Here is a 20,097-nt window from a genome sequence, read left to right as displayed (position 1 = left end):
GCTGCTTCCTCTGTATGGGTCTATCAAAATACGTGGGGCTTCAAATATGCGGGGCTACCAAACGACACCGCCCCCACAGCCAGGGGCTGCAGGGGCGGTGGTCATACGCGGGTGGCCGATTAGCCTGCGATATCCGCCTCGGCAGCGGCAAACGCGGCCTTCTCTTCCTCGGTGATCTCTTTGATCGAGAGCTTCACGCGGTTGCGGTTGTCGATATCCAGCACCTTCACGACGACGTCGTCACCTTCGTTGAGGAAATCGCGCACGTTGTTGACGCGCTCGGCGACGATTTGCGAAATATGCACCAGGCCATCGGTACCCGGCATGATGTTCACGAAAGCACCGAAGTCGGCGATGCGCACGACCTTGCCCTGGTAGAGCTTGCCGATTTCCGCTTCTGCCGTGATGGCCAGTACGGTATCGATGGCCTTCTTGGCCGCAGCCTTGTCTTCGGCATAGATGCGCACGGTGCCGTCGTCATCGAGGTCGATGGACGCGCCGGTGTCTTCGCAAATCTTGCGGATGGTAGCGCCGCCCTTGCCGATGACGTCACGGATCTTGTCCGGATCGATCTTGATGGTGGCCATGGAAGGCGCATTCTCGGAGACGTCGGTACGGCTTTGGCTGATCACGGCGTTCATCTGCGCCAGGATACCGATACGCGCATCGTGAGCCTGCTGCAGCGCGGTTTCCATGATCTCTTCGTTGATGCCTTCGATCTTGATGTCCATCTGCAGGGCAGTAACACCCTCTTCAGAACCCGCCACCTTGAAATCCATGTCGCCCAGATGGTCTTCGTCACCCAGGATGTCGGTCAGCACCGCGTAGCCGTCTTCGTCCTTGACGAGACCCATGGCAATACCCGCCACCGGGGCTTTCAGCGGAACGCCTGCGTCCATCAGCGCCAGCGAGGAGCCACAGACCGAGGCCATGGAGCTGGAACCATTGGATTCGGTGATTTCCGACACCACGCGAATGGTGTAGGGGAAATCTTCTTCGGAGGGCAGCATGGCCTGGACGCCACGACGAGCCAAACGACCGTGACCGATTTCACGACGCTTCGGGCCACCCATGAAGCCTGCTTCACCCACCGAGTAGGGAGGGAAGTTGTAGTGCAGCATGAAGCGGTCTTTACGCTCGCCTTCCAGCGACTCGATCAGCTGCGAGTCGCGCAGCGTGCCCAGTGTCGCCACGGCGATGGCCTGGGTTTCACCACGGGTGAAGATGGCCGAGCCGTGAGTCTTGGGCAGCACGCCGACTTCGATGGCCAGCGGGCGCACGGTGACGTTGTCGCGGCCATCGATGCGCGGCTCGCCCTTGACGACGCGAGAGCGCACCACGCGCTTCTCCAGCGCCGCAAAGGCCCCCTTGACGTCATCGGCACTGAACTTGCCTTCCGAGGAGTCACCTTCTTCAGCCACCAGCTGGGCCAAAGCAGCCTCTTTCAGCTCGGCCAGCGCATCCTGACGCGCCATCTTGTCGGTAATGCGGTACGCATCGCCCACTTTGGCTTCGAACGCATCGGCCATGGCGGTTTTCAGCGCCACGTTTTCGGCGGGCGGCTGCCAGTCCCAGCGCGGCTTGCCTGCTTCAGCGGCCAGTTCCTTGATGGCGTTGACCGCCACCTGCATCTCCTGGTGGCCGAACAGTACGGCACCCAGCATTTCGTCTTCCAGCAGCTCCTGAGCTTCCGACTCCACCATCAGCACGGCGTTTTCGGTACCGGCCACCACCATGTCCAGCTCGGAGGTGGTCAGCTCTTCGACGGTGGGGTTCAGGAAGTAGCCCTGCTCTTCGTTGAAGCCAACGCGCGCAGCGCCGATCGGGCCATTGAACGGAACGCCTGAGATGCTCAGCGCTGCCGAGGTGCCCAGCATGGCCGCAATATCCGGGTCATGGTTGCGGTCAGTCGACAGAACGGTACAGATCACCTGCACTTCGTTCATGAAGCCCTTGGGGAACAGCGGGCGAATGGGGCGGTCGATCAGCCGTGACGTGAGGGTCTCTTTCTCGGTGGGGCGACCTTCACGCTTGAAGAAGCCGCCAGGAATCTTGCCGACCGCGTAGGTCTTTTCCTGGTAGTGCACCGAAAGCGGGAAGAAGGATTGGGCGGGATTGACGTCTTTCTTCGCCACCACCGTACACAGTACGACGGTCTCGTCCATGGTGACCATGACGGCACCAGTGGCCTGGCGAGCGATACGCCCAGTTTCGAGGGTGACGGTGCTACGACCGTATTGGAACGTTTTTTTGACCGGATTCACGGCGACTTCCTTTAACATTAATAGCTACTTGTCTTTTCGCTTGGGTCGTTTTGACTCGCCACCATTCTAGGCGTTGACGCGGCTGACGGCTACCTCAAACAAAAAAACGGGCAGCTCGCAAGGAGCTGCCCGTTTTGAATCGTTGCCGTTACTGCTTAGCGACGCAGACCCAGTTTCTGGATCAGAGACTGATAGCGCTCGAAATCCTTACGCTTCAGGTAGTCCAGCAGCTTACGACGCTGGTTTACCATGCGGATCAGACCACGACGAGAGTGGTGATCCTGCTTGTTGGTCTTGAAGTGGTCCTGCAGGCCATTGATGTTGGCGCTCAGCAGTGCAACCTGCACTTCAGGGGAACCGGTGTCGTTGTCGCCGCGGCCGTATTCGTTGACGATTTCGGCCTTTTTCTCAGCGGTTAATGCCATCTGTCTCTCCAGTAAGCAATATGCCTAAAAATGAATGGGTGAGACCACGCATATTTGCAGTCTCAAGCTACTATTTTCGCGCAAATCGCCGCATCCTTGCAACGTTTTCACGGCGAAATTACGAACGAGCGACCGTACTCAACAGTCGCTTGGGAGCCACTTCCTGCGGCCCTTTTACAACGCCAAGACCGATAAAGGTCTCGGCGTGATAAAGTCGTGCCAGCGCATCCGCTGCCAACTCGCCACTGGCCAATTGCACCGACTGCCCGTGGGCCAGCCTGTCATAGGCAGCATCGTCCACGCTGAGCGATGGCAGATGATCCACCAGCACATCGACGGGCATCAGTTCCGCCTCGCGATGGGCCTGGCTTGCCAGCGCTTCCAGCGCCTCCAGGGTCCACATGGCGTCGCCACCGAAGGGGCCGGTCTTGAGCCTGCGCAGTTGACTGATGTGGGCACCACACCCCAGCGCCAGGCCAATGTCTTCGGCCAGGGTTCGGATGTAGGTTCCCTTGCTGCAACTGACTTCCAGCTCGAAGGCATGACCCTCGAACGCCAGCAGGCGCGCATCATACACGCTAACCCGCCGTGCTGCACGTTCAACCTGCTTGCCCTCGCGCGCTAGCTCGTAGAGCTTCTTGCCCTGGTGCTTCAACGCCGAATACATGGGCGGCACCTGGTCGATCTCGCCACGAAAGCGGACCAGCACGGCCTCCACATCCTCGGCGGTGAGGCTTGGCACCTCACGCCGCTCGATGACGTTACCCTCGGCATCGCCGGTGTCGGTGATCACGCCCAGTTCGACCCGGGTGCGATACATCTTGTCGGCTTCCAGCAGGTGTGCGGAAAACTTGGTGGCCTCCCCCAGGCAAATGGGCAGCAGGCCCGTTGCCATGGGGTCCAGCGTGCCGGTATGCCCGGCTTTCTGCGCCTCGAACAGACGGCGCACACGCTGGAGTGCATGGTTGCTGGAAATACCCTTGGGCTTATCCAGCAGCACCACGCCATTCACCGGTAATCCGCGACGGCGACGAGCCATTAGCGCGTCTCCTCACCCTGGGCGTCGGTGTCGTCCTCGTCATCTGATTGGCGGGCACGGTCGGTAGAGACCGCCTCGTCGATCAGCGATGAGAGGTGCTGGCCACGCACCACGCTTTCATCGTAATGAAAACGCAGCTCGGGCACGTGGCGCAGCTTGATGCGCTTGGCAATCTGGCTTCTCAGAAACCCAGAGGCGCGCTTGAGCACCTGCAGGTTTTCCTTGATACGCTCGGGCTCCTGTTCACCCAGCAGGGTGACATAGATATCGGCGTAGCCCAGGTCACGGCTGACGGCAGCGCCGCTCACCGTGATCATGCCAAGACGCGGGTCTTTTACTTCCCGCTGGATCAGTACCGCCAGCTCCTTCTGGAGCTGGTCGGCTACCCGGTCGGTACGCTTGAATTCGCGCATGTTGACTCCTCGCTGCCTTACAGGCTGCGCTCGACCTTCACTTGGTCAAAGACTTCGATCTTGTCGCCGACCTGAACATCGTTGTAGTTCTTCACGCCGATGCCACACTCCATGCCGTTACGCACTTCCTGTACGTCGTCCTTGAAGCGGCGCAGCGATTCGAGTTCGCCTTCGTAGATGACCACGTTGTCACGCAGAACGCGGATACGCTTGCTGCGGGAAACCGTGCCTTCGACGACCATACAGCCGGCCACCGCACCGATCTTCGGCGCGCGGAAGACGTCGCGTACTTCGGCCACACCCACGATCTCTTCTTTCCACTCGGGGGCAAGCATACCGCTCATCGCCTGCTTGACCTCGTCGATCAGCTGGTAGATGACGCTGTAGTAGCGCAGATCCAGACCTTCACGCTCGATGATCTCACGGGCTGCGGCATCGGCACGTACGTTGAAGCCGACCACGATGGCTTCAGACGCCAGCGCCAGGTTGGCGTCGGTTCCGGTGATACCACCCACGCCGGAGGAGACCACTGCCACTTGCACTTCGTCGGTGGAGAGCTCTTCCAGAGCGCCCTTGATGGCTTCCAGTGACCCCTGAACGTCGGCTTTGAGGACGATGTTGACCTTGGCCACTTCGTCCTGGCCCATCTGGCTGAACATGTTCTCCAGCTTGGCTTTCTGCTGACGCGCCAGGCGCACTTCGCGGTATTTGCCTTGACGGAAGTTGGCCACTTCACGGGCTTTCTTCTCGTCGGCCACGACCATGAAGTCGTCACCGGCATCCGGCGTGCCGTCGAGACCCTGGATCTCGACCGGCATGGCGGGGCCAGCGGTATCGACCTGTTGACCCAGCTCATTGGTCAGCGCACGAACGCGACCGTAGTGCAGGCCTGCCAGCACGATATCACCCTTCTTCAGCGTACCGTTCTGAACCAGCACGGTAGCCACCGGGCCACGGCCTTTGTCCAGGCGAGACTCGACAACGACACCTTTGCCAGGCGCCGACGGAACGGCCGTCAGCTCAAGCACTTCGGAGGCCAGCTGGATCGCTTCCAGCAGGTCTTCCATGCCTTCGCCGGTTTTGGCGGACACGTGAACAAACTGCGTGTCACCGCCCCACTCTTCGGAGATCACGCCGTGCTGTGACAGCTCGTTACGAATGCGGTCAAAGTCCGCGCCCGTTTTATCGATCTTGTTCACCGCCACGACCATGGGCACTTCAGCCGCTTTGGAGTGCTCGATCGCTTCAACGGTTTGCGGCATCACGCCATCGTCGGCGGCCACGACCAGGATGACCACGTCGGTGGCTTTGGCACCACGAGCACGCATGGCGGTAAACGCCGCGTGACCGGGGGTATCCAGGAAGGTGACGCCGCCGTGGTTGTCTTCCACGTGGTAAGCACCGATGTGCTGGGTAATACCGCCCGCTTCGCCAGTGGCGACCTTGGCACGACGGATGTAATCCAGCAGCGAGGTCTTGCCGTGGTCAACGTGACCCATGACCGTCACGACGGGTGAGCGGGTGATCTCTTCGCCTTCGTAGGAGATGCCTTCCAGCATTTCCGTTTCCAGCGCGTCGTCCTTCACCAGCTTGACCTTGTGGCCCATCTCTTCCACGACGATCGCCGCAGTATCCTGGTCGATGGTCTGGTTGATGGTCACCGCCGCGCCCATGGTGAACATGGCCTTGATGACTTCGTTGGCCTTGATCGACATCTTGTCGGCCAGCTCGGCAACGCTGATCGATTCAGGGATCGAGACTTCACGCACGATCGGCTGAGTCGGCTTCTGGAAGCCGTGCTTGCCGTTGCCGCTCTGGCTTGCGCCGCCACGACGGCCACCACGGCGCTCGGCACGCTTGACCTTCTTGCCGCCACCGCCACGCTTGCGCTCTTCGCGATCACCGCGATCGTCGTCATCGTCGCGGCCTTTTTTCTTGGCAGCCGTCTTCTTGGGCGGTGCCGTGCGACGGTCGGTACGGCCTTCCTTCGGCGGTGCAGGCGGCAGGTCTTCACCCGTCGGTGCATCGTCGATTTCCAGGTCAGGCACGTCGATGTCCGGCACTTCTGCCGCCTTGGCCTTGGCTTGCTCTTCCGCCGCCTTGCGTGCAGCTTCTTCAGCCGCCTTGGCTTTTGCGGCTACGGCTTTCTCTTCCGCCGCCTGGGCTTCCTGCGCCTTGCGCTCGGCTTCCGCTTCGGCCATGTCGCCTACCAGCTGGCGCGGGCCAGAGTGCTGGGGCTCGGCAACCTTGGGCTTCTCTTCTTCACGCTTGACGTAGGTCTTCTTCTTGCGCACCTGAACTTCGATGGTTTTACCGCGCTCGCCGGTCTTGATGCGGCTACGGGTTTTACGCGTCAGGGTGATGCGGTTCTTGCTCGGCTCGTTGTCGCTGCCGCCGTGGCTCTTCTTCAGAAAGCTCAGCAGCGTCTGCTTGTCTTCTTCAGACACGGCGTCGCTTTCCGAGGCGTGCTGCAAACCGGCTTCTTTCATCTGTTCCAATAGGCGGGGCACATCGCGGCCCACCTTCACTGCAAAATCTTTAACTGTCATATCCGACATAGTGACCCTCCTCAGCCCGTGACCTGTTTACTGTGTGTTCGAATCCGATGTGTCGTCGGTTTCGAACCAGGGCGCACGGGCAGTCATGATCAGTGCCGCTGCGCGCGCTTCGTCCAACTCCTCGATATCGACCAGATCGTCGACAGACTGCTCGGCGAGATCTTCCATTGTGACAATGCCGCGGCTGGCGAGAATGAAGGCCAGGTGGCGCTCCATACCGTCCATTTCCAGCAGATCATCCGCTGGTTGGGCACCGTCCAGCGCTTCTTCCGAGGCAATCGCCATCGTCAGCAGCTCGTCTTTTGCGCGTGCACGCAGCTCTTCCACCAGCTCTTCGTCGAACTCTTCGATTTCGAGCATCTCTTCCAGCGGCACGTAAGCAACTTCTTCCAGGGTGGTGAACCCTTCTTCAACCAGCAGGCGGGCAACGTCTTCGTCCACTTCCAGGTGCTGAACGAAAGAGTCCACCAGGCTGTCGATCTCCTGCTCGCGCTTGGATTCCGCCTCGTCTTCGGTCATGACGTTGATACGCCAGCCGGTCAACTCGGACGCCAGGCGCACGTTTTGGCCGCTGCGACCAATGGCCTGGGCCAGGTTGTCCTGGGCGACCGCCACGTCCATCGCGTGGGCGTCTTCGTCCACCAGAATAGACGCCACATCGGCAGGCGCCATGGCATTGATGACCAGTTGCGCCGGGTTGTCATCCCACAGCACGATATCGACGCGCTCGTTCTGCAGCTCGGAAGAGACCGCCTGCACCCGAGAACCACGCATACCCACACAAGCGCCCACCGGGTCGATACGGCGGTCGTTGGTTTTCACCGCGATCTTGGCCCGAGAGCCGGGGTCGCGAGCCGCCCCTTTGATTTCGATCAGCTGCTCGGCAATTTCCGGCACCTCGATCTTGAACAGTTCGATGATGAACTCCGGGCAGGTACGCGACAGCTGCAGCTGTGCACCACGGGCATCCGGGTCCACCTTGACCAGCAGCGCACGCACTCGCTCGTTCATGCGGTAGCGCTCGCCGTGAATCATCTCGTTGCGCGGCAGGAACGCTTCGGCGTTCTCGCCCAGGTCGATGATCAGGCCATCACGGGTGGTCTTCTTGACGATACCGGCCACCAGCTCGCCTTCACGGTCTGCGTATTGACGCACGACTTCAGCGCGCTCGGCTTCGCGCACTTTCTGGACGATGACCTGTTTGGCGGTTTGTGCGGCAATACGGCCGAACATGGCGTTTTCGATCTTCTGCTCGACCACATCGCCCAACGCCAGCGGCGGATCCCGCTGCTCGGCGATGCTCTGCTTGATTTCGTAGTCAGGCGTCTCGAACTCGTCGTCTTCCACGACGGTCCAGTAGCGGAAGGTGTCGTAGTCGCCGGTTTTACGGTCGATACGCACCCGCACATTGGCTTCTTCGTGCTCGAAACGCTTGCGCGACGCGCTGGCCAGCGCGGCTTCAACCGCTTCGAAAATTACATCACGGGGGACGCCTTTTTCGTTGGAGATCGCGTCCACGACCATTAAGATTTCTTTACTCATGCGTATGCCTCGCCAGAAAACCTGTCCTTTTGTGCGTCGACCCGGCATCTACCGGAAGCCGCCACCCGTTATTCTTCGAACTGCGGGACAACGTGCGCAGCATCAATGCTTTCAATGGGAAAGCAGTACTCTTCGCCTTCCATTTGCAGCAGCACTTCGTCTCCTTCGACCCCAGCCAACAACCCCTGGAACTTGCGTCGGCCATCGAAAGCGAGGCGTAGCTTCAGCGCCACCTGATGGCCCTGGTAGCGAGTGAAGTGATCCAGAGAATAAAGGGGGCGTGCCATACCGGGTGACGAGACCTCCAGGCGATACTCGCCAGGAATCGGATCTTCCACATCCATCACGGCACTGACTTGACGGCTGATATCGGCGCAGTCTTCCACGCTGACGCCGCTCTCACGCTCGATATAAATGACCAGCCGCGAATGCTTGCCCTGGGAAACATGCTCGATGCCCCAAAGCTCGAAGCCCATGGCGGCAACGATGGGTTCGATCAGCGCATGAAGCGCAGCGTGTTTTGTGGCCACAGACAAAGCTCCTATAGCCGTTGCATCAGGCGCCTGGCCAGGAGTCTTGATAAAAGCCAGGAGGCTGATTGGCATTACCTGGGAATGTGTCTCTGGCTACTGAACAACGTCCGCGCGTGAGACACTCTTGGCTCGCAAAAAAGCTACTAACAAAAAGCCCCTTCACAGGAAGGGGCTTTTCGAAAGAAACCTGTAATACCATTTTAGCAACATGTTGCGATCTTTTCGCTGCCTTGAAACAAATTGCGAACTGCTTCACGACACTGCAATGTTGCTAAATAAATGGTAGCGGGGACCGGATTTGAACCGATGACCTTCGGGTTATGAGCCCGACGAGCTACCAGACTGCTCCACCCCGCATCAATCTAGGTCGACGATAATAGACACTTAAACTACTGACGTCAAGTGCTGTTTTCGTCTCAGGTGCCAACCCTGACTTTCTTTGGCAAATACTCTGGGAAGCTGGCGAGCCAGCGAAACAGATGGTGCCGAAGGCGGGACTTGAACCCGCACGACCATACGGTCACTACCCCCTCAAGATAGCGTGTCTACCAATTCCACCACTTCGGCATCAGGGGAGGCCAAAGAAAACGCGGCTGATTACTCTCCGCTTTCCTCAAGCACTGGCGCGGTATTATCCATACTTGCAGGGCTGTCGTCAAGCGTAGGAATGCTGCGCTGCTGCTCGATCAGGCGTGCGTCGGGAATGCCCGCTTCCGGTGCCTGGCCTGCCTGGGTAGCAAAGTACGCCAGCGCCATGGAGGTGACGAAAAAGCCCGCCGCCAGCACACCCGTGGTGCGAGAAAGGAAGTTACCGCTACCCCGCGAACCAAACACCGTTTGCGATGCGCCGCCACCGAAGGCAGCCCCCGCTTCAGCGCCTTTACCCTGCTGAAGCAGGATGAGTACTACCAGGGCGACCGCAATCACCACATGAACCATAAGAATTGCAACTTGCATGGCGTTATCCTGCTGACTGACAAATGGCGTAGAAATCGTCGGTTTTAAGCGAGGCACCGCCCACCAAACCGCCGTCGATATCCGGCTGAGCAAGCAGCTCTGCCGCATTACTTGCATTCATGCTGCCGCCGTAAAGCAGCTTCAACTGCTCGGCCAGCGACGCATCGAACCCTGCCTGGTAGGCACGAATACCTGCCATCACTTCTTGTGCCTGCTCCGGCGAGGCCGTGCGCCCGGTGCCGATGGCCCAGACAGGCTCGTAGGCAATCACCACCTGACGACGCTGCTCTGGCTCCAGCCGCGCCATGACGTAGCCTACCTGGCGCAAGACGACGTCCATGGTCTGGCCGGCATCACGCTCCTCGAGGGTCTCGCCGACACACAGAATCGGCGTCAAGCCGACATCCAGCGCGGCTACCAACCGGTTGAATACCTGCTCGTCGCTTTCACGATAGAGCTGGCGACGCTCGGAGTGGCCCACCAGCACGTAGCCAACGCCAAACTCCTTGAGCATGCGTCCACTGACTTCACCGGTGTGGGCGCCGGAATGCTGAGGATTGAGCGTTTGCGCGCCCAGCGCCAAAGGCGTATCACCAAAGGCATGACGCGCCATGTCCAGGTACGGAAAAGGCAGAATAATGACCACCTCGACACCTTTCGGCAGCGTGGCGGAGGCAAACGTTTTACCAAACGACTCGATCAATGCCGCCGAACCGTTCATTTTCCAGTTACCGGCAATCAAGGGCGTGCGCATGGGTGATCCTCAATCCAGGTGGAGCGAAATGGTATAGGAGCCGCCTTGTCAAGACAACCGCTGTGACGAGTCCTGCGTTATTTGCCGGCGTCGTCACCCAGCAGCGCCTGCACCTGCTGTGCCAGCCGATTCGCCAGACGGTCGACATCCAGATGGGCACGGCCTTCCACCATGACCCGAATCAGTGGCTCCGTCCCCGAGGCGCGCAGCAGCACGCGCCCCTGATCGCCCAGCTCGGTTTCCAGCGCCGCCACGGCGGCCTGCAAGGGCGGAGCTGCCATTACCTGGCGGGCATCGGAGCCTGCCGGTAGCCGCACGTTGACCAGCGACTGAGGGACTTTTTCGAGCCCCTTGAGCAGGGCAGGCAGCGGCTTCTGCTCGCGAACCATCAAGGCCAGCACCTGCAGCGCAGACACGATGCCGTCGCCGGTGCTCTGCACATGACCACACACGATATGCCCCGAAGCCTCGCCCCCCAGCTCCCAACCGTTGGCAGCCATCATCTCCATGACAAAGCGGTCGCCCACTTTGGCGCGCTGGAAGGGAATACCCAGCCGCTCCAGCGCCATGGCCAGCCCAAAATTGCTCATCAGGGTGCCCACCACGCCACCTTCCAGCAGGCCACGCTCGAAACGGTCACGGGCGATCAGGTAAAGGATGTCATCGCCATCTACTTCCCGGCCGTCGGCATCCACCAGCAGCACGCGGTCGCCGTCGCCATCGAAGGCTACGCCCAGGTCGGCCCCTTGCTGAATGACCGCGGCACGTAGCGCAGCGGGATGGGTGGACCCCACCTGTTGGTTGATATTCAATCCGTCGGGGGACGCCCCAATCACGCTGACATCGGCCCCCAGCTCGCGGAATACGCTGGGGGCGATATGGTAAGTGGCCCCATGGGCGCAATCCAGCACCACTTTCAGGCCATGCAGGCTCAGCCTGTCCGGCAGCGTGGATTTACAGAACTCGATATAGCGGCCCGCTGCATCGTCGATACGCGTCGCCTTGCCCAGCTGCGCGGCCTCGGCCGTGGTCAGCGGCGCTTCCAGCATGGCTTCGATACGGTCTTCGATCTCATCGGGCAACTTCTTACCTTCGGCAGAGAAAAACTTGATGCCGTTGTCATCGAAGGGGTTGTGCGAGGCCGAAATGACGATCCCGGCATCCGCCCGGAAAGTGCGCGTCAGGTAGGCAATACCCGGCGTGGGCATCGGCCCCAGCAGCGACACGTCCACCCCGGCGGCAGACAGCCCCGCCTCCAGCGCCGACTCGAACATATAGCCGGAAATACGCGTATCCTTGCCGATCAACACCCGGGTGCGGCCCTTTTCGCGACGCAACACCTGCCCGGCAGCCCAACCCAGTTTGAGCATGAAATCAGCCGTAATCGGCGCCTGCCCAACCGTGCCACGAATACCATCGGTACCAAAATAACGACGCGTCATGTCAAGACTCCTTCTTCACGAGCGGCTCACAGCCTTCTTGCAGCACGGCCCAGGCCATATTCACGGCATCCACCGTGGGCCCTACATCGTGCACCCGAATCACTTTGGCTCCGCGCTCCACCGCCATGGCAGCTAGCGCCAGCCCTCCCGCCAGTCGCTCTTCCACAGGACGGCCCAGCACCTTACCAATCATGCTCTTGCGCGACATGCCCACCAGCAGCGGCAAGCCCAGCTCGTTCAGCGAGGCCATGTGCTTCAACAGCTGCAGGTTGTGCTCGACGGTTTTGCCAAAGCCAAAACCGGGGTCCAGCAGCAGCCGATGACGACGCAGCCCCACCGCTTCGCAGGCCGCGACCCGCTCCGCCAGGTAGGCCGCCACGGCCTGCTCCACCGGCACATCGTAGCCAGGCGAGTGCTGCATGTCCTGCGGCTCACCCTGGCGATGCATCAGACATACCGGCAGGCCACTGCTGGCCGCCGCCATCAGAGCGCCATCGCGCTCCAGGGCACGTACATCGTTGATCATGCCCGCTCCCAGCGCGCTCACCTCACGCATGACCAGGGCACTGCTGGTGTCCACCGACACCAGCGCATCCAGCTCACGCACCAGCGCCTCCACCACCGGAGCCACCCGGTCCAGCTCCTGCTGTTCGGTGACCGGCGTGGCACCTGGGCGGGTCGACTCTCCCCCCACATCGATCATCGCCGCGCCTTCCGCCAGCATACGCTCGGCATGGCGCAGCGCATCATCGAGGGCCACATGCTGCCCACCGTCGGAAAACGAGTCCGGAGTAACGTTCAATATGCCCATCACCCGTGGAAACGAGAGATCGAGCGAATGGCGACCACAGCGCAGGTGAAACGCATCTTCCGGGACGTGCGGAGCCGAGATAGGGTCAACGATCGGGTTCATCTTGCCGCCTGAAATCAAAAAAATTCACTGTCATTGGCCACAGGATAACAAAAAGGCGCCCCGCTGGGGCGCCTTTGCTGGTTGGCGTGATGGCCTAGCTCACGAGCCCGCCGACCCACCCAGCGGGTCCGAAGGGCGACGACGCGGCTCGTCATCGTCTTCTTCACTATCGCCTTCCGAGGAAGCTTCAGGCTCTTCTGATTTCACTTCCGACTTGTCGCCACCTACCGGAGAGCCGCCACCCGAAGAGTCACCGTCACCCCAGCCTTCCGGCGGGCGAGGGTCACGCCCTTCCATGATGTCTTTCAGCTGATGCGCATCGATGGTCTCGTACTTCATCAGCGCTTCGGCCATGGCATCCAGCTTGTCGCGGTTGTCATGCAAAATCTGGCGCGCCTGCTCGTAGCACGAGTCGATGATCTTGCGCACTTCCTTATCGAGGCGCGTGGTGGTTTCGCCGGACTTCAGCTTGCCGCCACCCTGGCCCGGGCCACCGAGGAACTGGTGAGACTCGTCCTCGTCGTACATGATCGGACCCATTTCATCGGATAGGCCCCACTTGGCCACCATGTTATGGGCCAGCTCCGTGGCGCGTTTGATGTCGTTGGAAGCACCCGTGGTGACACCGTTGGGCCCCAGCGTCATCTCTTCGGCAATACGACCACCGAACAGTGAGCAGAGCTGACTGATGATCTGCTGGCGCGACAGGCTGTAACGATCCTCTTCCGGCAGGAACATCGTCACACCCAGAGCGCGGCCACGGGGAATAATCGTGACCTTGTAGACCGGGTCGTGCTCGGGCATGACCAGACCAATGATCGCGTGACCTGCCTCGTGGTAAGCGGTATTGAGCTTCTCTTTATCGGTCATGACCATGGATTTGCGCTCGGCGCCCATCATGATCTTGTCCTTGGCCAGCTCAAGCTCTTCCATGCCTACCAGGCGCTTGTTACGACGCGCCGCAAACAGGGCAGCCTCGTTCACCAGGTTGGCCAGGTCGGCACCGGAGAAGCCAGGCGTACCACGGGCAATCAGCTGCGGCTTCACGTCATCGGCCAGCGGCACCTTGCGCAGGTGAACGCCCAGAATATGCTCACGGCCACGGATATCCGGCAAGCCCACGGTTACCTGACGGTCGAAGCGGCCCGGGCGCAGCAGCGCGGGGTCGAGTACGTCCGGACGGTTGGTGGCCGCAATCACGATGATGCCTTCATTGGCTTCGAAACCGTCCATCTCGACCAGCAGCTGGTTCAGCGTCTGCTCGCGTTCATCGTTACCGCCGCCCATGCCAGTGCCGCGCGAGCGACCCACGGCATCGATCTCGTCGATGAAGATGATGCAGGGCGCCTGCTTCTTGGCCTGCTCGAACATGTCGCGCACGCGGGACGCACCCACGCCCACGAACATTTCGACGAAGTCGGAACCCGAGATGGAGAAGAACGGTACCTTGGCCTCACCGGCAATGGACTTGGCCAGCAGCGTCTTACCGGTACCGGGAGGACCGACCATCAGCACGCCACGGGGAATGGTGCCCCCCAGGCGCTGGAATTTGGTGGGGTCGCGCAGGAAGTCGACCAGCTCTTCCACCTCTTCCTTGGCCTCGTCACAGCCCGCCACGTCAGCAAAGGTGGTCTTGATCTGGTCTTGCGAGAGCAGCTTGGCCTTCGACTTGCCGAAGCTCATCGGGCCACCCTTGCCGCCACCGGCACCGCCTTGCATCTGGCGCATGAAGAACATGAAGATCGCCAGGATCAGCAGGATCGGGAAACTGGCAATCAGCAGCCGCGTCCAGATGCTTTGCTGCTCAGGCTCCTTGCCGACCACCGTGACATTGTTGCTCAGCAGGTCATCGATCAGCTTGGGATCTTCTGCGGCAGGGCGGATGGTCTGGAACTGCGAACCATCGGTCCGCTCACCGGTGATGGTATACCCATCGATGGTGACGCTGCGGATCTGCTGATTTTGCACCTGCTGCACAAACTGGGAGTAGTTGGTGGTTTGCGGCGCGCTTTCCGTACTGAAATTGTTGAACACTGTCAGCAGAACGGCCGCGATGACCAACCACAGAATCAGGTTCTTCGCCATATCGTTCAAGGGGCTACCCTCATTACAAGAATCCGTCAGTTAACCGTCAGTACTCAGACCTTACACTAGAGTTTAACGTTCAACCATTGCCAAAGCGCATAACGCCTTGGGCCATCTGTGTCACGCTCGTCCAATGTGCATAATGTGACACACCTTACGCCTGCCTGTCTGGCAATCGTGGTGATAAATCTTCGCTATCGCGGCCATGCACGCGGCCACTTGCTAACCGCGAAAACCTTCGGCCAGAAAATAGACTTCTCGTGAACGGGCCCGTGAAGCATCCGGCTTACGGGTCACGACGCGCTGAAAGCTGCCGCGCAGCTCCTTCAAATAGGTGTCGAAGCCCTCCCCCTGAAACACTTTGACCAGAAAGCGCCCCTTGGGCGAGAGCGTTTCACGCGCCAGCTCCAGAGCAAGCTCGACAAGGTACATGGCCTGTGGCTGGTCGATGGCGGCCATACCACTCATATTGGGGGCCATGTCGGACATAACAAGGTCTACCGGTCGATTTCCCAACCGCTCGAGAATCGCATTGAGTACACGTTCTTCGGTAAAGTCGCCCTGAATGAAGTCGACCCCTGCCAGGGCGTCCATCTCCAGAATGTCGGAGGCGATCACGACACCTTCCGGGCCAACCTTTTCGGCGGCGATCTGACTCCACCCGCCAGGCGCTGCACCCAGGTCGATCACCGTCATGCCATTGCGAAACAGCTTGTCCTTCTCATCCAGCTCCAGCAGCTTGTAGCTTGCCCGGGAGCGATAGCCATCCTGCCAGCTCTGTTTCACGTACTGGTCGTCGAAATGTTCTTTCTTCCAGTTGTTGCTGGTTTTGCTCACTGAATGTTTACGGCTTGGAGGCTTTTGCTGCATAGGGGCATCTGACGCTGGAATAAGAGATGGGCGCATTGACGGGATTGCTTTCACTTGACGGCATTTCACCGTAAGATGGAACGTTAAGCGCTAACCGGGATACCGCAAGATACCATGAGCTTGTCACAGGCACAAAAGAAAGCATTTCGTAGCATTGGCCACCATTTGAACCCCGTGGTCACCGTTTCTGAGAACGGCGTCTCCGAAAACCTGCTCGCAGAACTCAGCCGCGCGCTCAACGACCACGAGCTGATCAAAGTGAAGCTCGCCCTGCCCGAGCGGGATGATCGCGCCGCAATGATCAACGAGCTGCTGGCTGACAGCAAGGCCGAGCTGGTGCAAACCATCGGCAAGATGGCGCTGCTGTACCGTCGTAACCCCAAGGCCAACCCCAAGCTCTCCAATGTGACCCGCTTCGAGAACCACCACGGGCGGCACTGACGCAGGGCCGTTTGGCTGAGCGGACGCTTGGCTGAACGGATTTGGCGCCCATCATAAAGCAGCGCCAGACGAAAAGGCCCGGTGCAGGAAACTGCACCGGGCCTTTTTCATGGCGCTAGCGGAACGTGATCAGAGGTGCTCGACGCTCTCGATTTCGTACTCCACGTCGCCACCGGGGGTTTTCACCACCACTACGTCGCCCTCTTCCTTGCCGATCAGCGCGCGGGCAATGGGCGATGTCACGGAAATGCGCCCGGCCTTGATGTCCGCTTCGTCTTCGCCCACGATGCGGTACGTCACGCTGGCGTCGCTGTCCAGGTTCAGCAGTGACACGGTGACGCCAAAGATCACCTTGCCGGTTTTCGGCAGCTTGGTGACGTCGATCACCTGGGCACCGGAGAGTTTGCTCTCGATTTCCTGAATACGGCCTTCGATGAAGCCTTGCTGTTCGCGCGCAGCGTGGTACTCGGCGTTCTCCTTGAGATCGCCGTGCTCACGCGCTTCGGCGATGGCGGCAATCACCTGAGGGCGAGCTTCGCTCTTCAGATGGTTGAGCTCATCGCGAAGGCTCTTCTCTCCCGCAACCGTCATCGGGACCTTGTTCATTGCGTTGCTCCTGCGTGCAGATCCTGAAGGCGCCGCACCGTAATCTCCCTACCGTACTCCAGCGCCATGCAAACAGCATTAGCGCCCGCCAAGGTGGTCGCATAGGGCACCTTGCGCGCAAGAGCAGTACGGCGAATGATCGAAGAGTCGTTGATTGCCTGACGACCTTCGGTGGTATTCACGATGTAGGCGATTTCGTCGTTCTTCAGCAGATCGACGATATGGGGACGGCCTTCATTGACTTTATTGACGTGCTCCACGGGCAGCCCGGCGGCTTCGAGGGCCGCAGCGGTACCGCGTGTTGCACATAGCGTGAAGCCCAATGTTAGCAGAGAACGAGCCACTTCGATAATCCCCTGCTTGTCCGGCTCGCGTACCGACAGGAACGCCTTGCGGTCGCCTTCCAGCGCCGGAATCGCCTCACCCGCGCCCAGCTGCGCCTTGAAGAAGGCTTCGGCGAAGGTATCGCCCGAGCCCATGACTTCACCGGTGGACTTCATTTCCGGCGAGAGGATCGGGTCCACGCCCTGGAACTTGTTGAACGGGAAAACGGCTTCCTTGACGCTATAGAAGTGCGGCACGATTTCACGCTCGAAGCCCTGCTCCGCCAGGGTCTTGCCTGCCATGCAGCGGGCAGCAATCTGCGCCAGCGAGGTGCCGATGCACTTGGAAACGAAAGGCACGGTACGCGAAGCACGCGGGTTGACCTCGATCACGTAGATCTCGCCATCCTGCCAGGCCAGCTGCACGTTCATCAGGCCTTTCACGCCCAGCTCGACGGCCATTTTCTTGACCTGTGCGCGCATCTCGTCCTGCACGTCGGCGGGCAGCGAGTAGGGTGGCAGCGCACAGGCAGAGTCGCCAGAGTGAACGCCTGCCTGCTCGACGTGCTGCATGATGCCGCCGATGACCACCTGATGACCATCGGAGACCGCGTCGATGTCCACTTCCACTGCCGCGCTGAGGAAGTGATCCAGCAGTACCGGCGAGTCGTTGGAGACCTTGACCGCGTTGGTCATGTAGTTTTCGAGCTCGGAGGCATCGTAGACGATCTCCATGGCACGGCCACCCAGTACATAGCTGGGACGCACGACCAGCGGGTAGCCGATTTTCTCGGCCTTGGTGAAGGCTTCTTCGAAGCTGCGAGCCGTGGCGTTGGGCGGCTGCTTCAGACCGAGCTTGTCGATCATCACCTGGAAGCGCTCGCGGTCTTCGGCGCGATCGATGGCATCCGGCGTGGTACCGATGATCGGCACGCCTGCCGCTTCCAGCTCACGGGCCAGCTTCAGCGGCGTTTGGCCGCCGAACTGGACGATGACGCCCACCGGCTTCTCCTTGTCGGCGATTTCCAGCACGTCTTCCAGCGTCACCGGCTCGAAGTAGAGGCGGTCGGAGGTATCGTAGTCGGTGGAGACGGTTTCCGGGTTGCAGTTGACCATGATGGTTTCATAGCCGTCGTCGCGCATGGCGAAGGCGGCGTGCACGCAGCAGTAGTCGAACTCGATACCCTGTCCGATACGGTTCGGGCCACCGCCCAGCACCATGATCTTCTGGCGATCCGACACGTCCGCTTCGCACTCCTCTTCATAGGTGGAGTACATGTAGGCGGTATCGGAAGCAAACTCGGCGGCACAGGTGTCGACGCGCTTATAGACAGGACGAATCCCTGCTGCCTGACGCGTCTTGCGGAACTCCTTCTCGGAGACGCCCAGCAGCTTCGCCAGCCGCGCATCGGAGAAGCCCTTGCGCTTGAGCTGGAACAGCTCACGCGCCGAGAACTCTGCCAGGGCGCGCTTGGACACGGCGGCTTCGGTGAGAATCAGGTCTTCCATTTGCACCAGGAACCAGCGGTCGATGTTGGTCAGCGCAAAGATCTCATCCACGCTCATGCCCGCACGCATGGCGTCGGCGACGAAGAAGATGCGCTCGGCACCCGCTGCCTGCAGCTCGCCCTTGATCTGGGCCATGGCTTCGTCGGTGAACTCGGTGATGATCGGGTCGAGGCCATCGTTGCCGGTTTCCATGCCGCGCAGCGCTTTCTGCAGCGACTCCTGGAAGGTACGGCCAATGGCCATCACCTCGCCCACCGACTTCATCTGGGTGGTCAGACGGTCGTTGGCCTGGGGGAACTTCTCGAAGGTAAAACGCGGAATCTTGGTGACCACGTAATCGATGGAGGGCTCGAACGAGGCCGGGGTCTGGCCGCCGGTGATGTCGTTCTGCAGCTCGTCCAGGGTGTAACCCACCGCCAGCTTGGCAGCGATCTTGGCAATCGGGAAACCGGTAGCCTTGGACGCCAGCGCCGAGGAACGCGACACCCGCGGGTTCATCTCGATCACCACCATGCGACCGGTTTTCGGGTCCATACCGAACTGCACGTTCGACCCCCCGGTTTCCACGCCGATCTCGCGCAGCACGGCCAGAGAGGCGTCGCGCATGATCTGGTACTCTTTATCGGTCAGCGTCTGGGCAGGCGCGACGGTAATCGAGTCGCCGGTGTGTACGCCCATGGGGTCGAAGTTTTCGATGGCGCAGACGATGATGCAGTTGTCGTTGCGGTCACGCACCACTTCCATCTCGTACTCTTTCCAGCCCAGCAGCGACTCGTCGATGAGCAGCTCGTGGTTGTTGGAAAGCTCGAACCCACGGGTACAGATCTCTTCGAACTCTTCCTTGTTGTACGCCACGCCGCCGCCGGAGCCGCCCATGGTGTAGGAAGGACGAATGATGGTCGGAAAGCCCAGCTCTGCCTGAATTTCCCAGGCCTCGTCCATGGTGTGCGCCACTTTGGCCTTGGGGCACTCCAGGCCGATGTTCTTCATCGCCTTGTCGAACAGGTCGCGGTCTTCGGCCTTGTTGATGGCATCGGCGTTGGCACCGATCATCTCGACGCCGTACTTGGCCAGCACGCCGTGCTTGTCGAGGTCCAGCGCGCAGTTCAGCGCCGTCTGGCCGCCCATGGTGGGCAGAATCACATCCGGGCGCTCGGCTTCGATGATCTTCTCTACCGCCTGCCAGGTGATCGGCTCGATGTAGGTGGCATCGGCCATGGCCGGGTCGGTCATGATGGTGGCCGGGTTGGAGTTCACCAGAATGACCCGGTAGCCCTCCTCGCGCAGCGCTTTACAAGCCTGGGCGCCGGAGTAGTCGAATTCGCAGGCCTGGCCGATGACGATCGGACCAGCGCCAATGATGAGAATGCTGTTGATATCGGTACGCTTAGGCATAACGGTTCCCGCAAAAAGTGGTGGCGAT

At 60.4% G+C, this 20,097-nt stretch carries 16 protein-coding genes and 2 tRNA genes; 1 reads left to right on the top strand and 17 read right to left on the bottom strand.

Going from position 1 to position 20,097, the window contains the following annotated elements; translation table 11 throughout:
- Positions 1-119: 119 nt before the first annotated feature.
- The 15 genes from pnp to rlmE all read right to left on the bottom strand — a co-directional run bounded on the left by pnp (position 120) and on the right by rlmE (position 15,795).
- On the bottom strand, positions 120-2,282 hold the full coding sequence (gene pnp / locus LG409_RS01790; RefSeq protein WP_081193556.1) for a polyribonucleotide nucleotidyltransferase: 2,163 nt from the start codon (positions 2,280-2,282) through the stop codon (positions 120-122).
- 137 nt (positions 2,283-2,419) lie between these two features.
- On the bottom strand, positions 2,420-2,689 hold the full coding sequence (gene rpsO / locus LG409_RS01785; protein ID WP_016915928.1) for a 30S ribosomal protein S15: 270 nt from the start codon (positions 2,687-2,689) through the stop codon (positions 2,420-2,422).
- 118 nt (positions 2,690-2,807) lie between these two features.
- The gene (gene truB / locus LG409_RS01780) at positions 2,808-3,728 is read right to left on the bottom strand and encodes a tRNA pseudouridine(55) synthase TruB (protein WP_016915927.1); all 921 of its coding nucleotides are present in this window, start codon (positions 3,726-3,728) and stop codon (positions 2,808-2,810) included.
- The gene (gene rbfA / locus LG409_RS01775; RefSeq protein ID WP_016915926.1) at positions 3,728-4,141 is read right to left on the bottom strand and encodes a 30S ribosome-binding factor RbfA; all 414 of its coding nucleotides are present in this window, start codon (positions 4,139-4,141) and stop codon (positions 3,728-3,730) included. The genes truB and rbfA overlap by 1 nt, the downstream gene beginning before the upstream one ends.
- Before the next feature lie 17 nt (positions 4,142-4,158).
- Positions 4,159-6,699: a translation initiation factor IF-2 gene (gene infB / locus LG409_RS01770; RefSeq protein ID WP_227407483.1), complete on the bottom strand. Its 2,541-nt coding sequence runs from the start codon at positions 6,697-6,699 to the stop codon at positions 4,159-4,161.
- Between the two features lie 27 nt (positions 6,700-6,726).
- Positions 6,727-8,241 carry a transcription termination factor NusA gene (gene nusA, locus LG409_RS01765; protein WP_039181366.1) on the bottom strand — a complete coding sequence of 505 codons (1,515 nt, stop codon included), beginning with the start codon at positions 8,239-8,241 and terminating at the stop codon, positions 6,727-6,729.
- Between the two features lie 68 nt (positions 8,242-8,309).
- Positions 8,310-8,771: a ribosome maturation factor RimP gene (gene rimP, locus LG409_RS01760; protein WP_081138051.1), complete on the bottom strand. Its 462-nt coding sequence runs from the start codon at positions 8,769-8,771 to the stop codon at positions 8,310-8,312.
- Positions 8,772-9,054: 283 nt separating this feature from the next.
- Positions 9,055-9,131, bottom strand: a tRNA-Met gene (locus LG409_RS01755).
- 123 nt (positions 9,132-9,254) lie between these two features.
- Positions 9,255-9,341 (bottom strand) — tRNA-Leu (locus LG409_RS01750).
- 30 nt (positions 9,342-9,371) lie between these two features.
- On the bottom strand, positions 9,372-9,731 hold the full coding sequence (gene secG, locus LG409_RS01745) for a preprotein translocase subunit SecG (RefSeq protein ID WP_016915922.1): 360 nt from the start codon (positions 9,729-9,731) through the stop codon (positions 9,372-9,374).
- Positions 9,732-9,735: 4 nt separating this feature from the next.
- Entirely contained in the window at positions 9,736-10,485 is a 750-nt protein-coding gene (gene tpiA, locus LG409_RS01740; RefSeq protein WP_227407482.1) for a triose-phosphate isomerase, read from the bottom strand.
- 77 nt (positions 10,486-10,562) lie between these two features.
- Positions 10,563-11,927, bottom strand: a complete 1,365-nt coding sequence (glmM, locus tag LG409_RS01735; protein ID WP_227407481.1) for a phosphoglucosamine mutase — start codon at positions 11,925-11,927, stop codon at positions 10,563-10,565.
- Position 11,928: 1 nt separating this feature from the next.
- Positions 11,929-12,840 carry a dihydropteroate synthase gene (gene folP, locus LG409_RS01730; protein ID WP_096921574.1) on the bottom strand — a complete coding sequence of 304 codons (912 nt, stop codon included), beginning with the start codon at positions 12,838-12,840 and terminating at the stop codon, positions 11,929-11,931.
- Positions 12,841-12,939: 99 nt separating this feature from the next.
- Complete coding sequence (ftsH, locus tag LG409_RS01725; protein ID WP_096921575.1) at positions 12,940-14,934, bottom strand: ATP-dependent zinc metalloprotease FtsH; 1,995 nt, start codon at positions 14,932-14,934, stop codon at positions 12,940-12,942.
- Between the two features lie 213 nt (positions 14,935-15,147).
- A complete protein-coding gene (gene rlmE, locus LG409_RS01720) occupies positions 15,148-15,795 on the bottom strand; it encodes a 23S rRNA (uridine(2552)-2'-O)-methyltransferase RlmE (RefSeq protein ID WP_016915917.1) in 648 nt (215 codons plus the stop codon).
- Between the two features lie 114 nt (positions 15,796-15,909).
- Between rlmE and yhbY the strand changes: the two genes are divergently transcribed.
- Positions 15,910-16,236, top strand: a complete 327-nt coding sequence (gene yhbY / locus LG409_RS01715) for a ribosome assembly RNA-binding protein YhbY (protein WP_016915916.1) — start codon at positions 15,910-15,912, stop codon at positions 16,234-16,236.
- Between the two features lie 129 nt (positions 16,237-16,365).
- Here yhbY and greA read toward each other — a convergent pair whose 3' ends face one another.
- Together greA and carB are read right to left on the bottom strand one after the other, a co-directional pair.
- On the bottom strand, positions 16,366-16,842 hold the full coding sequence (greA, locus tag LG409_RS01710; protein ID WP_039181387.1) for a transcription elongation factor GreA: 477 nt from the start codon (positions 16,840-16,842) through the stop codon (positions 16,366-16,368).
- The gene (gene carB, locus LG409_RS01705) at positions 16,839-20,069 is read right to left on the bottom strand and encodes a carbamoyl-phosphate synthase large subunit (protein WP_144984279.1); all 3,231 of its coding nucleotides are present in this window, start codon (positions 20,067-20,069) and stop codon (positions 16,839-16,841) included. Before carB ends, greA begins: the two co-directional genes overlap by 4 nt.
- Between the last annotated feature and the right edge of the window lie 28 nt (positions 20,070-20,097).

The sequence above is a fragment of the Halomonas sp. NyZ770 genome (assembly GCF_020616575.1).
Classification (GTDB): domain Bacteria; phylum Pseudomonadota; class Gammaproteobacteria; order Pseudomonadales; family Halomonadaceae; genus Vreelandella; species Vreelandella hamiltonii.
This window is presented reverse-complemented; position numbering and strand designations above follow the sequence as displayed.